The sequence below is a fragment of the Pseudomonas sp. LBUM1662 genome, from assembly GCF_059695915.1.
Map to the genome: position 1 here is coordinate 5312117 of NZ_CP166793.1, position 22483 is coordinate 5334599.

Genomic DNA, 22483 nt, shown 5'->3' on the forward strand with positions numbered 1-22483 from the left:
ACTCGAGTGGCAGCCGTGGGACGGGCTGCGACAGGATCAAAGGTTAAGCGCGCCGATGGAAGCGCGGTTAGTCGATTCCTGCCGGCTTTTTGCACAATCCTGCGCGGCGTTTCGATGAACCTGTAACAACCTGTAAATACGTTCTTCTCAATGAAACGCGGCTTTCAAGCAAGTTTTCGTCGGGCTGGCTTGTCTTAGGGGCGCCGTTAATTCACCCCGTGCAGAATCAGGCAAGGTTGAGGCAGGATGTGTCTACCGCATCGTCTTGCACAAACTTAAGCTCGCTCCATTACCAACGCACCGCCGAGGATGCCTTGCATGTCGTCGCTCGATCACTTTCAAGCCCCGCTGGATGCCGACATGGAGAAACAGCGCGCAGAACTGGCCGCTATCATCCGTCGCAACACCACGGACGATGGCAATTATGCGACTGCCGTCGGTTCGCTGTTCATGTCCAAACACAGCAAGTCCCATGACTTTGCCCCGGTGCTGGCCCAACCCGCGCTGTGCATCATGGCGCAAGGCCGTAAAGAGGTCAGGCTGGCCGACGAATACTTCAATTACGATCCGCTGAACTACCTGGTGGTGTCGGTCTCGATGCCCTTGAGCGGACGAGTGGTGAATGTCACGTCTGAAGAACCGATTCTCGCGGTGCGGCTGGATATTGATCCGGCAGAAATCACCGCGCTGATTGCCGACGCCGGCCCACTCGGCGTCCCCACACGCCCAACCGGGCGCGGCTTGTATGTCGAACGGATCGATACGGCGATGCTCGACGCCGTGCTGCGTCTGGCGCGTTTGCTCGATACCCCGAAAGACATCGCCATGCTCGCGCCGCTGATTCGCCGGGAGATTCTTTATCGGTTGTTGCGCAGTCAGCAGGGGCATCGGCTGTATGAAATCGCCATCGCCAATAGCCAGAGCCACCGCATCAGCCAGGCGATCAAATGGCTCAACGGCAATTATGAGCAACCGCTGCGCATCGATGATCTGGCGAAGGAAGTGAACCTGAGCGTGTCGACGTTGCATCACCGGTTCAAGGCGATGACGGCGATGAGTCCATTGCAGTATCAGAAGCAGCTGCGCCTGCAGGAAGCGCGGCGGTTGATGCTGGCCGAGGGACTGGAAGCGTCGGCGGCGGGGTATCGGGTGGGGTATGAAAGCCCTTCGCAGTTCAGCCGGGAATATAGCCGGTTGTTCGGGGCACCGCCGTTGCGGGATTTGGCGCGGTTGCGGTTGAGTGTGTGAACAAGCCTCACACACAATCCGTAGGAGCGAGGCTTGCCCGCGAAGAACGATAACGCGGTCATTCAGATACACCGCGTTGAGGCCTTCGCGGGCAAGCCTCGCTCCTACAGGTACGGTGGGTGTTTTCAGGCGCCGAGTACGCGACACGCCTCGGGCGGCAAGGTCACCGACACCGGATTGCCAATGCTCAGCCCAAACCCCTGACACGGCGTACTCAGCGCCGTAAACGACACCCCGGAACACTCAACCGTCGTTTCAATCGTCGCGCCAATATCCCGCACAAACGTCACCGTGCCGAGCAACCGGTTCCCCGCCGTCGCCTGCGGATGCGACAGTTGCAAGTCTTCAGGGCGAATCAGCATCTTCACCTTCTCCCCCACCACAATGCTGCTGCAGATCGGCACTTCAAGTGCATCGCCACCCGGCAACCCAACTTTGCCGTTGCCCAGCGCCGTGGCCGGGAAAATGTTGCCCGAGCCAATAAAGTCCGCGACAAATTCGTTGGCCGGGTGTCGGTAGATTTCAATCGGCGTGCCCACTTGTTGCACCCGATGCTCACCCAGCACCACCACGATATCAGCCATGGTCATGGCTTCACGCTGATCGTGGGTCACCATGATCGTGGTGATGTTCAGGCGCTGTTGCAGCTGACGGATTTCCACCTGCATCGACTCGCGCAGCTTGGCGTCGAGCGCCGACAGCGGCTCATCCAGCAGGAGGATTTTCGGGTGGTTGGCAATCGCCCGGGCAATCGCCACGCGCTGGCGTTGACCGCCAGACAGCTTCGCCACCGGGCGATCAATCATCTCGCTCAGCTGGATCAGTTCCAGCAACTCCACCACCCGCGCCTGCTGATCAGCCTTGCTGACGCCACGCAGTTTCAGCGGATAGGCGATGTTCTCCCCCACGGTCATGTGCGGAAACAGCGCCAGCGACTGGAACACCATGCCGAAATTGCGTTGATGCGCCGGGGTGTGGCCGATGTCTTCACCGTCCAGGCGAATCTCGCCGCCGCTGAGGGTTTCGAGCCCGGCGATCATCCGCAGCAAGGTGGTTTTGCCGCAGCCCGACGGGCCGAGGAAACACACCAGTTTGCCTTCCGGCAAATGCAGGTTTACATCCTTTACCGCGCAGGCCGAGCCGTAATGTTTCTCGACGTTTTCCAGAATCAGACCAGTCATAAATCACCTCAAGAAATCAGAACGAAACGCCACCTTCACCGACCAGCTTCTCCAGCGCCCAGATCAGGACGAAGTCGATCAGCACGATCAGCACGGCAAACGAGAAAACGGTAGGGTCGAGCGATGACACGGTGCGGCTGTACATCCAGATCGGCACGGTCATGACGTCGATGGTGTAGAGGAAATAGGTCACGGTGAATTCGTTGAACGAGACGATAAACGCCAGCAGCATCCCCGCCAGAATCCCCGACTTCATCAACGGCACCACCACATCGATAATCGCCCGCAACGGCGAGGCACCGAGCATTTGCGCGGCCTCTTCGACTTCGCTGCCGATGGAGAGCATCGCCGCGGTGCAGTTCTTCACCACGAATGGCAAGGCCAGGATCACGTGGGCAATCACCAGCCGCGACGTGGTCATCTGGAACGGCAGGCTGTCGAACACCAGCAGCAACGCCAGGCCCAACACCACCATCGGAAACACCAGCGGCAGCGACATCAATTGCAACGCCACGGCTTTACCACGGAACTCGCAACGGGTCAGCGCGTACGCCGCAGGCACCGCCACAATCGTCGCGAAGACCATGGTCAGGCACGCGACCATCAGGCTGGTGGTCATGGCTTTGCCCAGGCTCAGCACGTCGTTGCCGTCCGGCGAGACGAAGGTGTGCCAGGCGGCCTTGTACCATTGCAGGCTGTAGCTGCTCGGCGGGAAGTCGAGGTTCGACGCACCGCTGAACGACATCACGATCATCGTCAGGATCGGCAACACCGCCAGCAGCAGGATGAAGCCTGAGAGGATGCCGGCGAACTTGCCGGTCTCGCCGGGCAGCAAGCCATAACGTTTCTTGGTCAACGTGCTCATTGGGAAGCCTCCAGCATGCGCCGACGACGGCCAGTGATGAATTCGGACAAAGTCATGATCGCGAGCGTGGTGACGATCAGCACCACACCGGCAGCGGACGCGGCAGGCCAGTTCATCAGCGGGGCGATCTGGTCATGCACCATCACCGCCAGCATCGGCACGCGGCGGCCGCCGAGCAGCAACGGCACCACGAAGCTGCTGGCGTTGTAGGCGAACACCAACGTCGCGCCGGTGATGATCCCCGGCATGCTCATCGGCAACACCACTTGGCGGAACACCTGAAAGCGACTCGCGCCGAGGGTGGCGGCGGCTTCTTCATAAGTCCGCGCCACGCCGCGCATGGCGCTGGCAATCGGCAGCACGGCCAGCGGGAACGCGGTTTGCACCAGGCCCATCAGCACGCCGTTCTGGTTGTACAGCAGCATGATCGGGCGCTTGATCAGGCCCAGGCCCATCAGCGCCTGATTAAGCATCCCGCCCGGACCGAGAATCACCAGCCAGCCGTAGCTTTGCAGCAGCAGGTTGACCAGCAACGGCAGCAGCACCGCGGCGAGGAAGATCCGTCGCACAAACGGCGAAGTCAGGCGCGACATGGTGTAGGCCACCGGGATCGCCAGCACCACCGCGATCACCGCGCTGATCAGTGCCAGGCGCAGGGTCAGCAGCAAGGATTTGAGGTAGTAGGGTTCGAGCAATTGGGCGTAGCTGGCCAGGCTGAACCCGGTCCATTCCGCGCCTTTGGTGCCCACGCTCATGCGCAGCACCAGCAGACTGGCGGCAATCAGCACGCCCAGAAACAGCATCGACGGCGAGAGGAAAAACCAGGCTCGCGTCGTCGGCGAAACACCCCGGTTGGCGCGCGCGGGAGCAGCGGCGACCGGATGAGTCAGAGGTTGGTGTTCCATAGCAAGGGTCTCGTCAATGGAAAGCAGCTGACCAACACAAGACGTGAAACCACCGTGAACCCTGTGGGAGCGGGCTTGCTCGCGAAAGCGGTGTGTCAGTCACATTGATGTTGGATGTGCTGACGCATTCGCGAGCAAGCCCGCTCCCACATTTTGATTTGTGGTGCTCTCAGGGCTTGTGTTCGTCACTCGATCAGGAAGAAAAGATTTCCGTGTAACGACGAATCCATTGGTCATGCACGGAGGCCAGGAAGGCGTTGTCGTGCATGATCGCTTTCTCGGCAATCTGCTCCGGCGTGAGGATGTACGGGCTCTTGCGCGCTTCGGCGGAGATGATCGCCTTGGCGTTGACCGGGCCGTTGTAGATGTCTTCGGCCATCTTGCCCTGCACCAGCGGGTCCAGAGAGTGGTTGATGAAGGCGTAGGTCATGTCGGTATCGCCCGGACGATTCTTCGGCATGACCGAGAGCATCAGGTCGGTGTAGAAACCTTCCTTCATGCCGAACGTGGCGCCCAGGCCGTAGGCCGGATCGCGGATCTGTTTCGGGAAGAAGGCCGGTGCGTACAGGCCGCCCATGTCCAGGGAGCCGGTGCGGAACAGCTCGGCGATCTGGTTCGGGTTTTCGCCCAGGGTCACCACACGATCTTTCAGCTCGGCGAGTTTCTTGAAGCCCGGCTCGATGTTGTGCTCGTCACCACCGGCCAGTTTGGCGGCGATGATGATCAGGTCCATCGCCTCGGTCCAGTTCGGCGGCGGCAGGAAGATGTTCGGCGACAGCTCGGCGTCCCACAGGGCGGCGTAACTGTCCGGGGCTTCCTTGATGGTGCGGGTGCTGTAGACGAGGCTGTTGCACCACAGCAGGTAACCGATCCCGTGGCCATTGGCGCCGGTGCGGTATTTCTCCGGCACATCCACCAGGTTGGGGATGCGGTTGAGGTCGGGTTTTTCCAGCAGGTTGGCGGCGGCCAGACCTTCGGCGCCGACGCCGGCCAGGGTGATGATGTCGTACTGCGGACGGTCACCGCCGGCCTTGAGTTTGGCGACCATTTCCGAGGTGCTGCCGGTGCGGTCAGCGATGACCTTGCAACCGTACTTGTCTTCGAAGGTGGCCGCGATGTTGCGCAATGCAGCCAGGCCGGTGTCATCGGACCAGGTCAGCAGGCGCAGGGTCTTGCCCTGAAAGCGTGTGTCGCTGGCATTGGCCTTGACGAAGGGCAAGCTCATGGCCGCCGCTGCAACCGAAGCCACGCCCACGGTTTTGATGAATTGACGTCTGTTTAGATCATGCTCGCCCATTACGGACTCCCTTTGTTTTTGTAGGTATAAGGCAGGTCGAAACTGTTGCATCCGCGCGGCCGGACCAGCGTTAGCCCTCGTATTTTCGGGGGCTTGGCTGAACCAGTGAGTTCATCCTGAGGTCGTGCAAAACACCTGACTATCGATAAAAACTCATCGAAGCCATGACACCAGCGCATGCCTCACCAAGAGGCATGCGCTCACCTTTTTCGTGCCTTCAGACGGCGCGAATCACGTGTTTGATTTCCTGAAAAGCCTGCAAGCCCCACGGCCCCAATTCGCGGCCGATGCTGCTCTGTTTGTAGCCACCCCAGGCGGTCTGCGGGAAGATCACTTGCGGCGCGTTGATCCACACCAGCCCCGCCTGCAAGGCGTTGGCGACGCGATCCGCTGCTTCGTTGTCGCGGGTGACCACGCTGGCCACCAGACCGAACTGGCTGTCGTTGGCCAGGGCAATCGCCTCGGCTTCGGAGGCGAAACTGCGTACGCAGATCACTGGGCCGAAAATCTCTTCACACCACAACGCACTGTCGAGGGGCACTTCAGTGAAAATCGTTGGCTGCAAAAAATAACCACGGGACAGGTCTGCCGGACGATTGCCGCCGCAAACCAGCTTGGCGCCAGCGCTCAAGCCACGATCAATGTGACCGAGCACACGCTGGTATTGCGCCTGATTGACCAGCGCGCCCATTTCCACGTTCGGGTCGAACGGGTCGGCGACGCGAATGGCTTCGGCGCGCATTTTCAGCTTCGATAGAAATTCGTCCGCCAGTTCATCGGCGATCAGCACGCGGCTGGTGGCTGAGCACATCTGCCCGGCGTTGAAGAAACCGCCGCCACACGCCACTTCCACGGCCAGCCCGATGTCGGCGTCCTTGAGAACCAGTAGCGAGGACTTGCCGCCCAGTTCCAGGCTCACGCCTTTCACGGTTTCCGCCGCACGTTGCATGACCTGGACACCGACCGCGTTGCTGCCGGTGAAGGAGATTTTGGCGATACGCGGGTCGGCCGACAGCGGCGCGCCGACCGCCAGACCGGTGCCGCAGACCAGGTTGAACACACCGGCAGGCAAGCCGGCTTCAGCGATGATCGCGGCCAGTTCCAGCTCCGGCAACGGCGTGACTTCGGACGGCTTGAGCACCACGCAGCAACCGGCCGCCAGCGCCGGGGCGAGTTTCCAGGCGGTGGTGACCATCGGGAAATTCCACGGCACGATCAGGCCGACTACGCCGCACGGTTCACGGCGCACGCGAGCACTGAAATCGTCGGTGGGCAGCTCGACGTTGCTGTCTTGCTGGGCATCGAGGCGTTCGGCCAGACCGGCGTAATACTCGAATGTGGCGATCACGTCATCGACGTCGATGGCGGCTTCGAACAGCGGCTTGCCGTTGTTGCTCGACTGCAATTTCATCAAGTGGTCACGCCCGGCCTGCACGCCAGCGGCGATTCTGCGCAGGATTGCGCCGCGCTCAGTGCCGGTGGTTTTCGACCAGTCGCCGAACGCCTGGGTGGCGGCAGTGACGGCTTGATCGACGGCTTTTTCATCACCGCCATTCACGGTGGTCAACAGGGCTTCGGTCGCCGGGTTGATCACGCGCAGATGTTCCTTGCCCGCCGACCATTGGCCGTTGATGTAGAGACCGTCCAGCGCCGTTGGGAAAGTCATGCGGAAGCTCATTTCGACACCGCCTTCATCCACTGGGTCTGATCGATTTCAATCAGGGTAGGGCCTTGGCGATCAGCGGCGGTACGCAGTGCGCTGCGCAACTGCTCGACACCGTTGACCGCTTCGGCCGCACAGCCCAGCGCCTTGGCCACGCCGATGAAGTCCGGGGTGTAGATGTCTACGCCCACCGGCTCGATGGCACGGTTGACCATGTATTTCTTGATCTCTTCGTAGCCCTGGTTATTCCACAGCAGCACGATCACCGGGGTGCGCGCTTCAACCGCGCTGGCCAGTTCCGGCAGGGTGAATTGCAGGCCGCCGTCGCCGATCAAACAAACAACCGGAGGACGCGTGCCGCTTTCAACGCTGCCGCCGAGCCAGGCGCCAATCGCCGCCGGCAAGGCATAACCGAGGGTGCCGTAGCCAGTGGACGAGTTGAACCAGCGACGTGGGCGTTCCGGGTTGAAAGTCAGGTTGCCGGTGTACACCGGTTGGGTCGAATCGCCGACGAACACCGCATCCGGCAGTTCATGCAAAACGGTTTCGAGGAAGCGGGTCTGGGCCAGGGTCGGGGCGTCCCAGGTGGCGGCGAGGTCTTCGCGCAGACGAGCGGCACGGACCTGGCCCCAATCGTTGCGGCGCTCGGCCAGCGAGTGTTTGGACAGTTCGCCGAGCAAGGCTTGGGCGGCGTTGCGCGAGTCAGCGACCAGGGCAACTTTCGGCGGGTAATTGCGTACGGTCTGGTCGGGGTCGATATCGACGCGCAGCAGCACGCCAGGGATCTCGAAGCCGCCGGCGAAGGTGACGTCGTAATCGGTCTCGGCCAGTTCGGTGCCGATGGCCAATACCACGTCGGCCTCGGCGACCAAGGCGCGGGTCGCGACCAGGCTTTGGGTCGAACCGATCAACAACGGGTGATTGGATTCGAGCATGCCTTTGGCATTGATGGTCAGGGCCACAGGCGCATCCAGCAACTCGGCCAACTCGGTCAGCTCGGCGGCGGCATCGATGGCACCGCCACCGGCCAGAATCAGGGGACGCTTGGCGCCGGCCAGCAGCGCGGTCATGCGGCTGATGGCGCTTGGCGAGGCGCCGGCACGGTCGATGTTCACCGGGAGACTGGCGAGCAGGTCGTCAGCTTCTTCAACCAAAACGTCCAACGGAATTTCGATGTGCACCGGACGCGGACGACCGGCCTGGAACAATGCAAACGCACGGGCCAGCACGCCCGGCAATTCCGCTGCCGACATCAAGGTGTGGGAGAACGCCGCGACGCCACCGACCAGAGCGCTCTGGTTTGGCAGCTCGTGGAGCTTGCCGCGACCGCCGCCCAACTGGCTGCGCGATTGCACGCTGGAGATCACCAGCATCGGGATCGAGTCGGCATACGCCTGGCCCATCGCGGTGGTGATGTTGGTCATGCCAGGGCCGGTGATGATGAAGCACACACCCGGCTTGCCGCTGGTGCGCGCATAACCGTCGGCCATGAAACCGGCGCCCTGTTCGTGGCGCGGCGTGACGTGGTTGATGCTCGAACGGGCCAGCCCGCGATACAGCTCCACGGTATGAACCCCGGGAATGCCGAACACCTGCTCGACCCCGTAATCTTCGAGTAACTTGACCAATACTTCGCCGCACGTCGCCATGTCTTTGCCCTTTTTGTTCGTTTGAGACGCCGGGCCTGCGCAGTGTTTATGATGCGTGGGCAGGTCCAGGGATGGCCTCATTGGAACGGGCGACACATAGCCGCAACAATGGATAAAAAGTCATACTAGCCATGTCCTCACGTCATACCTTGGATCCCAATGAAACGATTGCCTCCCCTGCCGGCGCTGCACACTTTTCTGATCACCGCGCAGTGCTGCAACTTCACCCGGGCCGCCGAACAGCTGTACATCACCCAAGGTGCGGTGAGTCGGCAGATCGCCGGGCTGGAAGAACATCTGGGTTATGAACTGTTTATCCGCCAGGCCCGCGGGCTCGATTTGACCGCCGAAGGACGGGAGTGGCTGCCACGGGTGCAGCAGATTTTCGGCTTGATCGACGAGGCGGTGGAGCAGATCGGCGAGAAGCGCGAAACCCTGCAACTCAAGGCGCCGACCTGCGTGATGCGCTGGTTGTTGCCGCGCCTGGTGCAGTGGCAAAGGGAGCGCCCGGATGTGCCGGTGGAGTTGACCACCACGGTGAAACACGGCGTGGATTTTCATCGCGAGCAGTTCGATGCGGCGGTGATTTATGGCGTACCGCCGGAGACGTCACTGGCGTCCCACCGGCTGTTCGATGAGCAACTGACGCCGGTCTGCTCCCGGCCCTATCTCGAAGGGTCGGTGCCGTTGCAGGCGCCGGAAGATCTGGAACAGCACATGCTGTTGCACCCGACCCGCGACGAACGCGACTGGAAAGCCTGGCTGGCCAGCGCGGAGATTCGCTTGAGCAATGTCAGCAAGGGCCAGCATTTTGAAACCCTGGATTTGGCGATGTCGATGGCGTCCCAGGGAACCGGTGTGGCGATCGGGGATTGGTCGTTGATCGGCGACGACCTGAGCGCCGGGCGGCTGGTCATGCCGTTTGAATTGAAGGTGAAGACGGGGTTGGCGTACTACCTGGTGTTCCCGGAAAAACCCGGGCCTTCGCCGAAATTGCGCGAGTTGATGGGGTGGTTGGTGGAGCAGGCTCAATCGCGGTGATTTGCTCCTCCCTGTCGGACTGTGGACTGTGGACTGTGGACTGTGGACTGTGGACTGTGGACTGTGGACTGTGGACTGTGGACTGCGGACTGTGGACTGCGGACTGTAGGAGCTGTCGAGTGAAACGAGGCTGCGATCTTTTGATCTTGCTTTTAAAAAGATCAGGATCAAAAGATCGCAGCCTCGTTTCACTCGACAGCTCCTACACAGCTCCTACAGAGGTTTCAGTGTTGCGGGTGTCAGTATCCGACTGTGAACCGCTGCTGCGAGTGCTTCGGCGCTTCGACTTCATCAATCAGTGCAATCGCGTAATCAGCGAACGTAATCCAGCTGCGCCCTGCACTGCTCACCAGCAAATCATCCTTGCCCAGCCGAAACGCCCCCGTACGTTCACCTTCGACGAACTCCGCCGACGGTGACAGAAAGGTCCAGTCCAGATCCTTTTCCTCACGCAGATTCCCCAGGAACTCAGCCCCGGCGCTCGCCTCAGCCTTGTACTCCTCAGGAAAGCCCGCGCTGTCGATCACTCGAGTGCCATCCGGCAGCAACAACGAACCCGCGCCGCCCACCACCAGCAGGCGTTTCACCCCGGCCTTTTTCACCGGCCCGACCACGGCGCTGGCCGGCAGGGTCGCGAAGTGCGCCGCGCTGATCACCACGTCATGACCTTCGACGGCGGCTTTCAACGCCTCGGCATCCAGGGCATCAACGTTTCTGGTGACCACCCCGGCACGCTGGCCGATCTTCGATGTGTCGCGGGCGATAGCGGTGACGCTGTGACCACGACGCAGGGCTTCTTCCAACAGTTGGCTACCGGCACGGCCGGTGGCACCGATGATTGCGATTTTGCTCATGTCGTTCTCCAGTTGGCGTGGGTGTATCCATTACTGACTCATGAACGCCCCCCTGTAGGAACTGTCGAGTGAAACGAGGCTGCGATCTTTTGATCTTTGGCTAACTCCGCAAACTTTAAGATCAAGATCAAAAGATCGCAGCCTCGTTCCACTCGACAGCTCCTACAGGGTTACGTGAATTAGATACGACTTGGGCGAGTTACCACTTCATCTCGCCCTTGGCGACTTTGGCGCTCAGCTCCAGCGAGCTTTCTTCGCCCAGCGTCGGGAAGCGTTTTTTCATCGCCGCGATCAATGCGGCGGAGTCCTTGGCCTTGGCGGTTTCTTCGTCGAAGGCCTTGATGTAATCGGCGGTGAACTGCACGGCTGCCAAAGAACGGGCGCTCTCACCCAGGTAATGCCCCGGCACGATGGTTTTCGGTTTCAGGGTTTCGATGGCATGCAGCGTAGTCAACCAATCGGCGTGGGATTGCGCGGTTTGCGTATCAGCCATCCACACATGAATGTTTTCTGCGACGACCACGCCACCGATCACTGCCTTGATCGACGGAATCCACACAAAGGTGCGATCCGGCTGCTTGCCGTCCAGGCCCACCACCTGCAATTTCTGCCCTTCAAGCATCAGGCTGTCGCCCTTGAGTACGCTGGGCACGATGGTTTTGGCCGGCACGTCGGCACCCATTTTCGGGCCCCAGAACGCCAGTTTGCCGTCGACGGTGTGCTTGATGTGATCCACGGTCGGCTGCGAGGCCAGCACTTTTGCGTTCGGGAATGCGGCGGTCAGGGTGTCGAGGCCGAAGTAGTAATCCGGGTCGCCGTGGCTGATGTAGATGGTGGTCAGTTGCTTGCCGCTGGCGCGGATCTTCTCGACCACTTGTTCGGCCTGTGACTTGCCGAATTGCGCGTCCACCAGAATCGCTTCTTTCTCGCCGCTGACCAGTACCGAGGTCACCGGGAAGATTGCCTTGTCGCCCGGGTTGTACACGTCCAGGGTCAGGGTCGATGCCGCCGCGGCGTGGGCCGCGAAGCCGAGGGTGGCAGTGGCCAGCAAAATACGCTTGATCGTTGTGAAACCTATCATCTGTCGCTCCGTTGTCCGAATGGCATATTTAGCCGAGGGTCCTGTAGGAGCTGTGTAGGAGCTGTCGAGTGAAACGAGGCTGCGATCTTTTGACTTTGATCTTTTTAAAAGCAAGATCAAAAGATCGCAGCCTCGTTTCACTCGACAGCTCCTACGCAGGTCCTACGGGGACAGAGCTTAGTTGCCTGACTCAGTACAAAAAATGCGATGCTTGAACATAGTTTGTTTCTGAAAGCGGGCAAATCATGGATCGTCTACAAGCAATGCGGGTGTTCGTCTCGGTGGTCGACCTCGGCAGCCAGTCGGCCGCCGCCGATCATCTGGACCTGTCACGGCCGGTGGTTTCGCGTTATCTGGCGGAGCTGGAGGATTGGGTCGGCGCACGCCTGATGCACCGCACCACGCGCAAATTGAGCCTGACCGCCGCCGGCAGCGAAATCCTGCCCCGCTGTCGTCAGATGCTCGACCTGTCCACCGACATGCAAGCCGCCGTCAGCGAGCCGGACGAGGCGCCCCGCGGCTTGCTGCGTATCAGCGTCAGCACCTCGTTCGGCCAGGCGCAACTGGCGGATGCCATGGCCGCGTACGTCAAACGCTATCCCGGCGTCAGCATCGACATGCAGATGCTCGACCGCACGGTGAACCTGGTGGATGAACGCATCGACCTGGCGATCCGCACCAGCAACGACCTGGACCCGAACCTGATCGCCCGCCGGCTGACGGTCTGCCGCTCGGTGATCTGCGCCTCTCCCGCTTACCTGAGCGAACACCCGACGCCGCAACGGGTCGAGGACTTGAGCCAGCACAACTGCCTGACTCACTCCTATTTCGGCAAAAGCCTGTGGCATTTCGAGGAGGATGGCGAGCCGGTGTCGGTGCCGGTCCAGGGCAACATCAGCGCCAACGAAGCCAGCACGCTGCTGCGCGCCACCCTCGCCGGGGCGGGCGTGGCGATGCTGCCCAGTTATCAGGCGGGCGTGCATATCCACAGTGGCGAGCTGATTCGCCTGCTACCCCAGGCCGAGCCCCGGCAGATGAGCGTGTATGCGGTGTACGCCTCGCGCAAACACATGCCGGCGGCGCTGCGCAGCATGCTGGGTTTTCTGGTCTTGAGATTCCCCGAAGAGCCCGAATGGGATATCGGCCTGTAACCTGATCAAAACCGTGGGAGCGGGCTTGCTCGCGAAGGCGGCCGATCATTCAACAATGATGGCGACTGACCCACCGCCTTCGCGAGCAAGCCCGCTCCCACAGGGGGATATCAGTGTTCTGAATGTCGGGTTACATGCGCAGACCCTGTTACTGGAAACTCACCCGCGCTGACCTATGCTGAAAGTAGTACCGAAGGGTATTCGTTCAGAGGTCAACGCCATGAACACCAAAACAAGAAGATACCTCGCCATTTTCATCACCTGCGCGGCAACGCTGGCGCTGTATGGCACCGCCGCCTGGCGTGTCGAGCAGTTGCGGCAACTGCCCCGCGACTACGCGAGTTGTAACTTCGAGCGCTGCATTCCCCACAACGCGACCCTCAACGCCCTTCGGTAACGAAGGCGGTCAGGCCTCGTTGTCCTGATCGGCCTTCAAGCGGTCGCGGAACGCCTTGGGCGAGATCCCCACCCGACGCCGGAACAGGCGTGTGAAGTTGGTTGGATCGGAAAACCCCAACACGTCAGACATTTCGTAAATGGTCATGCTCGTATAGGTCAGCAAGCGCTTGGCCTCGAGCAACTGACGCTCGTGCATGATCTGCAACGCCGGTTGTCCCGCCAATTCACGGCAAGTGCCGTTGAGGTGCGACACGGAAATCCCTAGCCGATGCGCCAGGTCCTCGACCTTGACGTGCTGGCGGTAAGTCTCTTCCACCAGTTGGATAAAACCGTTGAGGTATTCCCGGGCCCGTTGCGGACGCTGGCTGGCGGCGCGGCGCGAAATCACCTGACGACTCACCCAGACCATGATCACGCTGACCAGCGAATGCATGAGCATCTCGCGCGCGGGTTGGTGACCGGTGTATTCGTCTTGCAGCGCTGAAAACAGGCTGTTGAGGTAGTCGCTTTCCTTGCCCGCCGGGTAGCTTTCGGCCTGGGCCAGGGCGTTCACCGAGTTGCCCAGCTGCGCCTGAAGATGGGTAATCAGCGGCGCGGCGAGGGTCACGACGAACCCTTCGACGTCCTCGGAAAACCGGTAACCATGCACCGATAACGGCGGCAGGATCAGGATCGCAGGTTCTGTCAGTTGCGTGTGTCTGCCTTCGATTTCAAGCTCTGCCTGACCTTTGAATACGAAGAGCAACTGGCACAAATCGGCGTGACGGTGGGGTTTGATTTCCCATTGGTGTTCGCGGCTGCGTTTGGAAATGGTTTCACAGTGCAGCAAGTCGGGGGTCGGCCAGTCCAGGCTTTCACCGTAGAGCTTGAACACTGGAATCGAAGGCAGGTCAGGCTTGTTCATCACTTCAATCCAGGCCTCAAAGGGTTACGGGCGATAATCGCACCGATTGGCAGAATGTACAGGTATCGGCTCAGTTTTCACCTTCAATTGACAGACCCGCAAGGGAAAAATGCAAGCACTCGATCCATAAAAATCATTCACCGGCCGTGGTCGCGTGAAGCTTGCGAGTCATAACAACAATGAAAATGCTGAAAACCCAAATCGCCATCATTGGCGCCGGTCCTGCCGGTTTACTGCTCGGCCAGTTGCTGCATAACGCCGGAATCGACACCCTGATTCTCGAACGCCAGACCCCGGACTATGTGCTCGGCCGAATCCGCGCCGGTGTCCTCGAACAAGGCATGGTAGAGCTGTTGCGCCAAGCCGGGGTGGGTCAGCGCATGGACGCCGAAGGGCTGGTCCATGGCGGCTTCGAACTGGCCCTCGACGGGCGCCGGGTGCACATCGATTTGCACGCCCTGACCGGTGGCAAAACCGTGATGATCTATGGCCAGACCGAAGTCACCCGGGACTTGATGGCCGCTCGTCGGGAGGCCGGCGCGCAGACGATTTACCAGGCCGGCAACGTCGTTCCCCATGGGATGAAAACCGCAGAACCGTACGTGACGTTTGAAAAGGATGGCGAGACGTATCGCCTCGATTGCGACTACATCGCCGGGTGCGACGGCTTCCATGGCGTGGCGCGGCAGTCGATTCCTGCCGAGTGCCTGAAGGTTTTCGAGCGCGTCTATCCGTTTGGCTGGCTGGGGATTCTCGCCGATACGCCGCCAGTTCACGAAGAGCTGGTCTACGCCCGCCACGAACGTGGATTTGCCCTGTGCAGCATGCGTTCGGCGACCCGCACGCGTTATTACCTTCAAGTGCCAGCGGACGAGAAGGTCGAGGACTGGCCGGATCAGCGTTTCTGGGATGAACTCAAATCCCGTCTACCTGCTGCGTTGGCCGACTCCCTGGTGCCCGGGCCGTCCATCGAAAAGAGCATCGCGCCGCTGCGCAGTTTTGTCGTCGAACCGATGCAGTACGGGCGGATGTTCCTGGTCGGCGACGCGGCGCACATCGTCCCGCCCACTGGCGCCAAAGGCCTGAACCTGGCGGCCAGCGACGTCAGCACCTTGTTCACTATTTTGCAGAAGGTTTACAGCGAGGGACGCCTGGACTTGCTGGAGAAATACTCTGAAATCTGCCTGCGTCGGGTGTGGAAAGCCGAACGGTTTTCCTGGTGGATGACCTCGATGCTGCACCGCTTCGACGATCATGACGCCTTCAGCCAGCGCATCAGCGAGTCGGAACTGGACTATTTCATCGACTCCGAGGCCGGTCGAAAAACCATTGCAGAAAATTACGTCGGGCTTCCTTATGAGGCTATCGAATAGCCTGCTACCGACTTACACTGGCGAGCATCCCCGTTCGCCTGGCGGCGTGCGGGTCAATCACTGCCCGCAGGTTCCGCCCGTGACCAATCTCAACCAGCCTGAAACGCCCAAACCGGCCATTCGCAGCGTGCTGATCGCCCTGATGCTGGCGATCTTTCTCGGCGCACTGGACCAGACCATCGTCGCCGTTTCCATGCCGGCCATCTCCGCGCAATTCAAGGACGTCAGCCTGCTGGCCTGGGTGATTTCCGGCTACATGGTGGCGATGACCGTGGCGGTGCCGATCTACGGCAAGCTCGGCGATCTGTACGGCCGACGCAAGTTGATGCTGTTCGGCATGGGGTTGTTCACCCTCGCCTCGTTCTTCTGCGGCATGGCCCAGAGCATGGAGCAACTGGTGCTGGCGCGGATCATCCAGGGCATCGGCGCGGGCGGGATGATTTCGGTCAGCCAGGCGATCATCGGCGACATCGTCCCACCTCGGGAACGTGGTCGTTATCAGGGTTATTTCAGCAGCATGTACGCGGTGGCCAGTGTCGCTGGCCCGGTGCTCGGCGGCTACATGACCGAATACCTGTCGTGGCGCTGGGTGTTTTTGATCAACCTGCCGCTGGGCCTCGGTGCCTGGCTGGTGGCCAATCGCACATTGGTGGGTTTACCCGTGCCACAGCGCAAACCGATCATCGACTACCTCGGTACAGTGCTGATGATCATCGGTTTGACGGCCTTATTGCTGGGCATCACCGAAGTCGGTCAGGGGCATTCGTGGCGCAGCGCCGAGGTGCTGGGCCTGCTCGGGTGTGCGGTGTTGGTGCTGGCGCTGTTCGTCTGGCATGAACGCCGGGCGCGGGAGCCGTTGCTGCCGATGCACCTGTTCGCCAACCGCAACGCGATCCTGTGCTGGTGCACGATTTTCTTCACCAGTTTCCAGGCCATTTCGCTGATCGTGCTGATGCCGCTGCGCTTCCAGAGCGTCACCGGCGCCGGGGCCGACAGCGCCGCGTTGCACCTGTTGCCGCTGGCCATGGGCTTGCCGATCGGGGCTTATTTCGCCGGGCGCCGGACCTCGGTGACCGGGCGCTATAAACCGATGATCCTGACGGGGGCGGTGCTCATGCCGATCTCGATTCTCGGCATGGCGTTCAGTCCGCCCCAGGCATTCTTGCTCAGCAGTCTGTTTATGCTGCTCAGCGGGATCGCCAGCGGCATGCAATTCCCGACTTCATTGGTCGGCACGCAGAACTCGGTGGAACAGCGGGACATCGGCGTGGCCACCAGCACCACCAACCTGTTCCGCTCGCTGGGCGGCGCGGTGGGTGTGGCGTTGATGTCGGCGCTGCTGCTGGCGCTGTTGCAGGACTCGAGCTTCGCCCACCTGGCCGGTTCGTCGGTGATTGCCGAGGGCCATTCGGGGAATGTGTTGCTGGATGGTTTGAACGCTGCACCGGGGGAGGCGCAGAACGCCTTGCGTGCCGAGTTGTTGCTGACCTTTCGGCATTTATTGATGGTGAGTGCGGCGGTGTCGTTGCTGGGGCTGGCGGCGGCGATCGCGATGCCGAACAGGGTGTTGCGGGGGCGGGAGGATAAGGTCCGATAGATAGACCGAGTCGCGGCCTTCGCGGGCAAGCCTCGCTCCTACAGGTACAGCGCAATCCCTGTAGGAGCGAGGCTTGCCCGCGAAGGCGTCCTCACAGACACCAGAGAATCAAGGGCTGTAATACCCCACCGCTACCAGAAAATGCCCGACCTTCTTCAGGTAGGCATGCTTGTCTTCCACCTTGCCGGTCACCGGGTTTTTCCAGCGGTATTCGTATTCGCCGTAATCCTGTTTGGCAATCAACGCCAGGATCGGCTCACCCACCGGTTTGCCTTCCGGGTCCTTGATCTTGCCGAAGTCGGTGTTGATCAACCGCAGGTTGGTGCCGTGAGCCACGTAGCGCTGGGTGTTGAGGTCGACGACGAACACGTACAGGTCATCCTGCAAGTAGCCGCCCTTGAGGGAATTGATCGCGGTCAGCGTGCCCTTCTCGTCCTTGGCCAGATCGGTCGCCGCTTTGTTCAGCAAGGCCATCGCCTGCTCCGCCGACGCCCGTGGCAGGTAGTAACCCACGGCCAGAATCCGCTGGCCAACGCGCTGATAGAACACATGCTTGCGCTCGACCTTGCCGTCGGACCAGTTCTGCCAGCGATATTCGGCCTGCTGGATGCCATTGCCCTCCGGCACGTTCAAGGCGTCCTTGAAGGCTTTCTGCAAGTCCGGCCCCAGGGTTTCGGACACATCACGCCCGATCAGCGCCGAAGAGGGCCCGCCGCTGGCGAGCATCACGCCCTTGGTGTCGACCACGAAGACGTAACGATCCTTGTCGACAAACTCGCCCTGACGACTGAACGCCGCGAAGGCCTTGTCGCCATTGTCGTGGTAGTAAGCCAAGGCTTTTTCCAGCAAGGCTTTGGCGGCCTGGCTGTCGTCCTTTTCCACCGTCGCGGCCTGGACCTGCCCCAGGCACAGCAACAGCATCCCCCCCAGCACGGCCAACTTGTGCAGAACCCCCATAGCGCATCCCCTCGTTCTTGTCGGTGTTTCAAGAGCGTAGACGGCTATGGGATATGTACGAACATTCAGGCCCCGTAGCAGCTGTCGAGCCCCGGCGAGGCTGCGTTCAGCGGCGAAGCCGTCGTAAACCCTGAGAACGCGGTTTACCTGAAAAAGCACATCGCCTGATTTCACGACGGCTGCGCCGCCGAACGCAGCCTCGCCGGGGCTCGACAGCTGCTACACAAAAGCCCGCCGAAGGCTTACTGCCTTGCGCGGAGTTGTTGCTGCAGATTCTGAATCTGCGCCTGAAGGGTGTTGATGTTGCGGGTGGTCTGGCCGCGGAAGGCGTCAAACTCGGCGGTATTGGTGGCGCCTTGCGCAGGAGACGGGCGGTTGTCCTGCTCGCTTTTGAGTACGATCATGTCTTGTTCCAGACGCTCGATGGCGGCGCTCGGGTTGCCTTGTTTCTTCAGCGCAACGATGTCGGCGCCGAGGCTTTTGAGCTGGGCGTCGAATTTGCTGGAGTCGTCCGGGGCGCTTTTCAGCGCAGCCAACTCAGTGCTCAAGGCTTTGACCTGGGCCTGCAATTGCGTGTTGGCAGTCTGATGCTCGGTGCTCTGGGCGGTTATCTGCGCCAGGCGCTTGTCCAGATCGGTGGTTTGCGCGGTCATCTGGGCCAGACGCTTGTCCAGATCACTGGTCTGGCCGACAACGCCTTGCTGCTGTTTGCTTTGATCCTGCAACTGGGTTTCCAGCTGCTTGATTTGCAGCTTCAGGGCTTCGCTGTCGCTGGTGACATTGGTCTGGCTGGCGACCACCTTGCCGGAAATATCCTGCAAACGCCCCGCCGCATCCTCACTGATGCGCGCGAAACTTTCCTGGGTTGCTACCAGTTGCTGTTCCATCAGCGAAATCTGCTGAAAGCTCCACCAGGCAAGGCCAGCGAACGCAAAGAACAAGGCGCCGACCAAGGCCCACAGAGGGCCGGTACTGGCACTTTTGACCTTGACCACCGGCGCCGTCCGCGAATGTACGGAGGTACGGGTCGTGGTTGGAAAATCATCGTCGTCGAGGACGTCGGCACGCAGGCTAGGGACATCGTCGAAGTCGTCGTTGGCATCGTTACGCATGGACATTGAGTCAACCTTTGTGGAACGCGGTGATGGCTGTATGCGGCGAGTATAAACCCCACTGCCGCACCGATTGACCCTCAACGCCAAACTCGGTTCAGTACTGGCAGACGGGTCACCGCAAAGTCAGCGGATGTCCTGGGCCTTCCACCAGCCGCAGAACTCGTCAAGCGCCGTCCAGAGACTGACTTTCGGATCGTAATCCAGATAATGCCGGGCGCGGCTGATGTCCAGGGTGAAATTTTTGTTCATCACCTGCATGCCCAGCCGCGACAGCGTCGGCTCGGGACGCCCCGGCCACAGTTTGCACACCCCTTCGTTGAGCGCCGCAACGCTGTAGGCCAGACCGTAGGAACGGTAGCGCGTCACTTGTGGGACTTCCATCTTGCGCATCACGTAATTGACCACATCCCACAACGGCACCGGCGTACCGTTACTGATGTTGTAGGCCTTGCCCAAGGCCGAACCACTGGCCAGCAGACTGCTCAGCAACGCTTCATTGAGGTTTTGCACGCTGGTGAAATCGACCTTGTTCAGGCCATTGCCGATGATCGCCAGGCGGCCCTTGCGCTGCATGTTCAGCAGGCGCGGGAAGATGCTCATGTCACCGGCCCCGGTCACGAAACGCGGGCGTAGGGCGAGGGTTTCGAGGCCGAATTCCTGGGCGCCGAAGACCTTTTGTTCGGCCAAAAACTTGGTGGCGGCGTAAGGGTGCTTGAAACGTTTTGGCACCTGTTCTTCGGTCAGCCCCAGATGATCACGGCCATCGAAGTAGATCGACGGTGACGACAAATGCACAAGGCGCCGCACGCGCTGCTTCAGGCAGGCCTCGACCACGTTTTCGGTGACCTGCACGTTGCCTTGATGAAAGTCCTGATAACGCCCCCACAAACCGACCGCGCCAGCGCAATGCACCACTGCTTCGACATCGGAACACAGCTCGCGCGCCAGTTCCGGATCGCTCAGGTCGCCCGGGATAAACTCGGCGCCACGGCGCACCAGGTGTTCGACGCTTTCGGCCCGGCGACCATTGACCCGCACGTCCAGGCCTTGCTCCAGGGCAAAACGCGCAAAGCGTCCGCCAATGAAGCCGCTTGCGCCGGTGACCAGAATTTTCATGTAGAGCTCCGATGTGTTTCGTTTTGCGTAATGCGTGAGTCTTGACGCTGCCCGTCAGTCCAACGGCACCAGCCATTGCTTCGACGAACGCACCAATTGATCGGTCAGCAACCCCAGCAGCTGCCCGCCATTGCGCCAATGATGCCAGTACAGCGGCACATCGATGGGCTTATCTGGCAAAAGCTCCTGCAATACACCCCGCTCCAGTTGCTCGCGCACCTGCAATTCCGGCACCAGGCCCCAGCCCAGTCCGGCCTCGGTCAAGCGAATGAAACCTTCAGACGATGGGCACAAATGATGTTCGAAACCGCCGTCGACCCCGAGGGACGCGAGGTAGCGATGCTGTAGGAAATCGTCCGGACCAAACACCAGCGCCGGAGTTTTCGCCAGCAGATCAGCACGCACGCCTTCAGGAAAATGACGGACGATAAACGCCGGACTGGCCAGCGCTCGATAACGCATGGCGCCCAATAACACGCTGCGCGCGCCCGCCACCGGACGCTCGCTGGCGCAAATGCACGCGGCCACTTCGCCAGCGCGCATGCGTTTGAGGCCCACCGTCTGGTCTTCGACGACCAGATCCAGCAGCAGGTGTTGCTCGGCGCAGAAATCACTGACGGCGGCGGCCCACCAAGTAGCGAGGCTGTCGGCGTTCAGGGCGATGCGCAGGCGTTCCGGCAGACCTTCTTCGTCCAGCGCCGGGACCAGCGTCTGTAGATCTCGCTCAAGCAAACGCACCTGTTGGACATGGTTGAGCAGCCGCCGCCCAATTTCAGTCGGGGCTGGCGGCGTGACCCGCACCAACACCGGCTGACCAACCCGCGCCTCCAGCAGCTTGATGCGCTGGGAGATCGCCGATTGCGACAAGCCCAGCACCTGCGCTGCGCGTTCAAATCCCGCCTGTTCGACCACCGCGGCCAAGGCAGAAAGCAATTTATAGTCGAACATCAGTTTTCCTAATGAGCGATCAGCATGATTGGTTTTTCTTATACAACGTTGCACCGGAGAATGGCCAGCAAGAACTCTTGAACAAGGAACACCGACATGGCTGGCGAAACTTCATTGGCAACGTTACTGCGCAGCATGAGCCCGCAGCTCAACGCCGGCGAATACGTGTTCTGCACCCTGCGCGACGGCCAGTTGCCTGCCGGTCTCGAGATCGTCGGCAGTTTCCGCGAGCAAGAAGGCCTGACAGTGATTCTGGAACGTTCCCACGCGGAACAGGCCGGTTTCAGCTTCGACTATGTCGCGGCCTGGATCACCTTGAACGTGCACTCGGCCCTCGAAGCCGTCGGCCTCACCGCCGCCTTCGCCACGGCGTTGGGCCAGGCCGGCATCAGTTGCAACGTGATTGCCGGTTACTACCACGACCATTTATTCGTCGGTCAGGCCGATGCCCAACGCGCCCTTGAAGTGCTGCGGGACCTGGCAGCCAACGCGGAGTAAAACCTTATGTGGCAAAGCTATGTGAACGGCCTGTTGGTGGCCGCGGGCCTGATCATGGCGATCGGCACCCAGAACGCCTTTGTGCTGGCGCAAAGCCTTCGGCGTGAACATCACCTGCCGGTGGCGGCCCTGTGCGTAACCTGCGATGCCTTATTGGTCGCCGCCGGCGTATTCGGCCTGGCGACGGTGCTGGCGCAAAACCCGACCCTGCTGGCGGTCGCCCGTTGGGGTGGCGCGGTGTTTCTGATTTGGTATGGCAGTCAGGCGCTGCGTCGGGCGTGTTCGAAACAAAGCCTGCAACAAGGTGAAAACCAGACTGTGCGCTCGCTGCGTGCGGTGATGCTCAGCGCCTTGGCCGTGACGTTGCTAAACCCGCACGTCTATCTGGATACGGTGTTGCTGATCGGCTCTCTCGGCGCGCAACAAACCGAGCCCGGCGCTTATGTGGTGGGGGCCGCGAGTGCGTCGTTGTTGTGGTTTTTCACCTTGGCACTCGGCGCCGCATGGTTGGCGCCGTGGCTGGCCCGGCCCAGCACCTGGCGAATTCTTGATCTGCTGGTGGCGGTGATGATGTTTGCGGTGGCGTTTCAATTAATCGTCGCACCCTGATTATTCCAAAAGGCTCTGGAACCTCTATTCCA

General features: G+C 60.8%; 21 protein-coding genes. 8 read left to right on the forward strand and 13 right to left on the reverse strand.

Annotation, left to right across the window (positions count from 1 at the left end):
- The first annotated feature begins 318 nt into the window (after nt 1–318).
- On the forward strand, nt 319–1248 hold the full coding sequence (locus ACA049_RS24110) for an AraC family transcriptional regulator (protein WP_497330391.1): 930 nt from the start codon (nt 319–321) through the stop codon (nt 1246–1248).
- A 125-nt stretch (nt 1249–1373) separates the two neighbouring features.
- Here ACA049_RS24110 and ACA049_RS24115 read toward each other — a convergent pair whose 3' ends face one another.
- The 6 genes from ACA049_RS24115 to ACA049_RS24140 all read right to left on the reverse strand — a co-directional run bounded on the left by ACA049_RS24115 (nt 1374) and on the right by ACA049_RS24140 (nt 8808).
- The gene (locus ACA049_RS24115; RefSeq protein WP_497330393.1) at nt 1374–2429 is read right to left on the reverse strand and encodes an ABC transporter ATP-binding protein; all 1056 of its coding nucleotides are present in this window, start codon (nt 2427–2429) and stop codon (nt 1374–1376) included.
- Between the two features lie 16 nt (nt 2430–2445).
- Complete coding sequence (locus ACA049_RS24120) at nt 2446–3294, reverse strand: ABC transporter permease (protein WP_497330395.1); 849 nt, start codon at nt 3292–3294, stop codon at nt 2446–2448.
- A complete protein-coding gene (locus tag ACA049_RS24125; protein WP_497330397.1) occupies nt 3291–4199 on the reverse strand; it encodes an ABC transporter permease in 909 nt (302 codons plus the stop codon). Before ACA049_RS24125 ends, ACA049_RS24120 begins: the two co-directional genes overlap by 4 nt.
- A gap of 193 nt (nt 4200–4392) precedes the next feature.
- Entirely contained in the window at nt 4393–5496 is a 1104-nt protein-coding gene (locus ACA049_RS24130; protein ID WP_497330399.1) for an extracellular solute-binding protein, read from the reverse strand.
- 217 nt (nt 5497–5713) lie between these two features.
- Nucleotides 5714–7162 carry an aldehyde dehydrogenase family protein gene (locus ACA049_RS24135; RefSeq protein ID WP_497330401.1) on the reverse strand — a complete coding sequence of 483 codons (1449 nt, stop codon included), beginning with the start codon at nt 7160–7162 and terminating at the stop codon, nt 5714–5716.
- Between the two features lie 8 nt (nt 7163–7170).
- Nucleotides 7171–8808 carry a 5-guanidino-2-oxopentanoate decarboxylase gene (locus ACA049_RS24140; protein ID WP_497330403.1) on the reverse strand — a complete coding sequence of 546 codons (1638 nt, stop codon included), beginning with the start codon at nt 8806–8808 and terminating at the stop codon, nt 7171–7173.
- A 159-nt stretch (nt 8809–8967) separates the two neighbouring features.
- Here ACA049_RS24140 and ACA049_RS24145 point away from each other — a divergent pair, with 159 nt between their 5' ends.
- The gene (locus ACA049_RS24145; protein ID WP_497330405.1) at nt 8968–9849 is read left to right on the forward strand and encodes a LysR substrate-binding domain-containing protein; all 882 of its coding nucleotides are present in this window, start codon (nt 8968–8970) and stop codon (nt 9847–9849) included.
- A gap of 239 nt (nt 9850–10088) precedes the next feature.
- Here the strand turns inward: ACA049_RS24145 and ACA049_RS24150 are convergent, their stop codons facing one another.
- Nucleotides 10089–10703: an NAD(P)-dependent oxidoreductase gene (locus ACA049_RS24150; RefSeq protein WP_497330407.1), complete on the reverse strand. Its 615-nt coding sequence runs from the start codon at nt 10701–10703 to the stop codon at nt 10089–10091.
- A 199-nt stretch (nt 10704–10902) separates the two neighbouring features.
- Nucleotides 10903–11784 (reverse strand): MBL fold metallo-hydrolase, encoded by an 882-nt coding sequence (locus tag ACA049_RS24155; RefSeq protein WP_497330409.1) that lies wholly within the window; start codon nt 11782–11784, stop codon nt 10903–10905.
- Between the two features lie 245 nt (nt 11785–12029).
- Between ACA049_RS24155 and ACA049_RS24160 the strand changes: the two genes are divergently transcribed.
- Both ACA049_RS24160 and ACA049_RS24165 read left to right on the forward strand, forming a co-directional pair.
- The gene (locus tag ACA049_RS24160; protein ID WP_497330411.1) at nt 12030–12935 is read left to right on the forward strand and encodes a LysR family transcriptional regulator; all 906 of its coding nucleotides are present in this window, start codon (nt 12030–12032) and stop codon (nt 12933–12935) included.
- A gap of 220 nt (nt 12936–13155) precedes the next feature.
- A complete protein-coding gene (locus ACA049_RS24165) occupies nt 13156–13332 on the forward strand; it encodes a hypothetical protein (protein ID WP_176457761.1) in 177 nt (58 codons plus the stop codon).
- Between the two features lie 9 nt (nt 13333–13341).
- Here ACA049_RS24165 and ACA049_RS24170 read toward each other — a convergent pair whose 3' ends face one another.
- Nucleotides 13342–14238, reverse strand: a complete 897-nt coding sequence (locus ACA049_RS24170) for a helix-turn-helix domain-containing protein (protein ID WP_497330413.1) — start codon at nt 14236–14238, stop codon at nt 13342–13344.
- A gap of 188 nt (nt 14239–14426) precedes the next feature.
- Here ACA049_RS24170 and pobA point away from each other — a divergent pair, with 188 nt between their 5' ends.
- Both pobA and ACA049_RS24180 read left to right on the forward strand, forming a co-directional pair.
- Nucleotides 14427–15611: a 4-hydroxybenzoate 3-monooxygenase gene (pobA, locus tag ACA049_RS24175; RefSeq protein WP_497336958.1), complete on the forward strand. Its 1185-nt coding sequence runs from the start codon at nt 14427–14429 to the stop codon at nt 15609–15611.
- A gap of 79 nt (nt 15612–15690) precedes the next feature.
- A complete protein-coding gene (locus ACA049_RS24180; protein ID WP_497330415.1) occupies nt 15691–17208 on the forward strand; it encodes an MDR family MFS transporter in 1518 nt (505 codons plus the stop codon).
- 108 nt (nt 17209–17316) lie between these two features.
- On the opposite strand, the gene ACA049_RS24185 is transcribed toward ACA049_RS24180, so the two are convergent.
- From ACA049_RS24185 to ACA049_RS24200, 4 genes are all read right to left on the reverse strand, one after another.
- Nucleotides 17317–18165 carry a cache domain-containing protein gene (locus tag ACA049_RS24185; protein WP_497330417.1) on the reverse strand — a complete coding sequence of 283 codons (849 nt, stop codon included), beginning with the start codon at nt 18163–18165 and terminating at the stop codon, nt 17317–17319.
- A 242-nt stretch (nt 18166–18407) separates the two neighbouring features.
- Entirely contained in the window at nt 18408–19283 is an 876-nt protein-coding gene (locus ACA049_RS24190; protein ID WP_497330419.1) for an ATPase, read from the reverse strand.
- A 120-nt stretch (nt 19284–19403) separates the two neighbouring features.
- Nucleotides 19404–20396, reverse strand: a complete 993-nt coding sequence (locus ACA049_RS24195) for an NAD-dependent epimerase/dehydratase family protein (protein WP_497330421.1) — start codon at nt 20394–20396, stop codon at nt 19404–19406.
- Between the two features lie 54 nt (nt 20397–20450).
- A complete protein-coding gene (locus ACA049_RS24200; protein ID WP_497330423.1) occupies nt 20451–21344 on the reverse strand; it encodes a LysR family transcriptional regulator ArgP in 894 nt (297 codons plus the stop codon).
- 96 nt (nt 21345–21440) lie between these two features.
- Here ACA049_RS24200 and ACA049_RS24205 point away from each other — a divergent pair, with 96 nt between their 5' ends.
- Complete coding sequence (locus ACA049_RS24205) at nt 21441–21842, forward strand: ACT domain-containing protein (RefSeq protein WP_497330425.1); 402 nt, start codon at nt 21441–21443, stop codon at nt 21840–21842.
- Nucleotides 21843–21848: 6 nt separating this feature from the next.
- Nucleotides 21849–22451 carry a LysE/ArgO family amino acid transporter gene (locus tag ACA049_RS24210; protein ID WP_109634398.1) on the forward strand — a complete coding sequence of 201 codons (603 nt, stop codon included), beginning with the start codon at nt 21849–21851 and terminating at the stop codon, nt 22449–22451.
- Nucleotides 22452–22483: the final 32 nt, after the last annotated feature.

Excerpts from the sequence above, each read along its gene's own strand:
- ACA049_RS24110 (WP_497330391.1), top strand. The coding sequence starts at position 319 with ATGTCGTCGCTCGATCACTTTCAAGCCCCGCTGGATGCCGACATGGAG.
- ACA049_RS24115 (WP_497330393.1), bottom strand. The coding sequence starts at position 2,429 with ATGACTGGTCTGATTCTGGAAAACGTCGAGAAACATTACGGCTCGGCC.
- ACA049_RS24120 (WP_497330395.1), bottom strand. The coding sequence starts at position 3,294 with ATGAGCACGTTGACCAAGAAACGTTATGGCTTGCTGCCCGGCGAGACC.
- ACA049_RS24125 (WP_497330397.1), bottom strand. The coding sequence starts at position 4,199 with ATGGAACACCAACCTCTGACTCATCCGGTCGCCGCTGCTCCCGCGCGC.
- ACA049_RS24130 (WP_497330399.1), bottom strand. The coding sequence starts at position 5,496 with ATGGGCGAGCATGATCTAAACAGACGTCAATTCATCAAAACCGTGGGC.
- ACA049_RS24135 (WP_497330401.1), bottom strand. The coding sequence starts at position 7,162 with ATGACTTTCCCAACGGCGCTGGACGGTCTCTACATCAACGGCCAATGG.
- ACA049_RS24140 (WP_497330403.1), bottom strand. The coding sequence starts at position 8,808 with ATGGCGACGTGCGGCGAAGTATTGGTCAAGTTACTCGAAGATTACGGG.
- ACA049_RS24145 (WP_497330405.1), top strand. The coding sequence starts at position 8,968 with ATGAAACGATTGCCTCCCCTGCCGGCGCTGCACACTTTTCTGATCACC.
- ACA049_RS24150 (WP_497330407.1), bottom strand. The coding sequence starts at position 10,703 with ATGAGCAAAATCGCAATCATCGGTGCCACCGGCCGTGCCGGTAGCCAA.
- ACA049_RS24155 (WP_497330409.1), bottom strand. The coding sequence starts at position 11,784 with ATGATAGGTTTCACAACGATCAAGCGTATTTTGCTGGCCACTGCCACC.
- ACA049_RS24160 (WP_497330411.1), top strand. The coding sequence starts at position 12,030 with ATGGATCGTCTACAAGCAATGCGGGTGTTCGTCTCGGTGGTCGACCTC.
- ACA049_RS24165 (WP_176457761.1), top strand. The coding sequence starts at position 13,156 with ATGAACACCAAAACAAGAAGATACCTCGCCATTTTCATCACCTGCGCG.
- ACA049_RS24170 (WP_497330413.1), bottom strand. The coding sequence starts at position 14,238 with ATGAACAAGCCTGACCTGCCTTCGATTCCAGTGTTCAAGCTCTACGGT.
- ACA049_RS24185 (WP_497330417.1), bottom strand. The coding sequence starts at position 18,165 with ATGGGGGTTCTGCACAAGTTGGCCGTGCTGGGGGGGATGCTGTTGCTG.
- ACA049_RS24190 (WP_497330419.1), bottom strand. The coding sequence starts at position 19,283 with ATGTCCATGCGTAACGATGCCAACGACGACTTCGACGATGTCCCTAGC.
- ACA049_RS24195 (WP_497330421.1), bottom strand. The coding sequence starts at position 20,396 with ATGAAAATTCTGGTCACCGGCGCAAGCGGCTTCATTGGCGGACGCTTT.
- ACA049_RS24200 (WP_497330423.1), bottom strand. The coding sequence starts at position 21,344 with ATGTTCGACTATAAATTGCTTTCTGCCTTGGCCGCGGTGGTCGAACAG.
- ACA049_RS24205 (WP_497330425.1), top strand. The coding sequence starts at position 21,441 with ATGGCTGGCGAAACTTCATTGGCAACGTTACTGCGCAGCATGAGCCCG.
- ACA049_RS24210 (WP_109634398.1), top strand. The coding sequence starts at position 21,849 with ATGTGGCAAAGCTATGTGAACGGCCTGTTGGTGGCCGCGGGCCTGATC.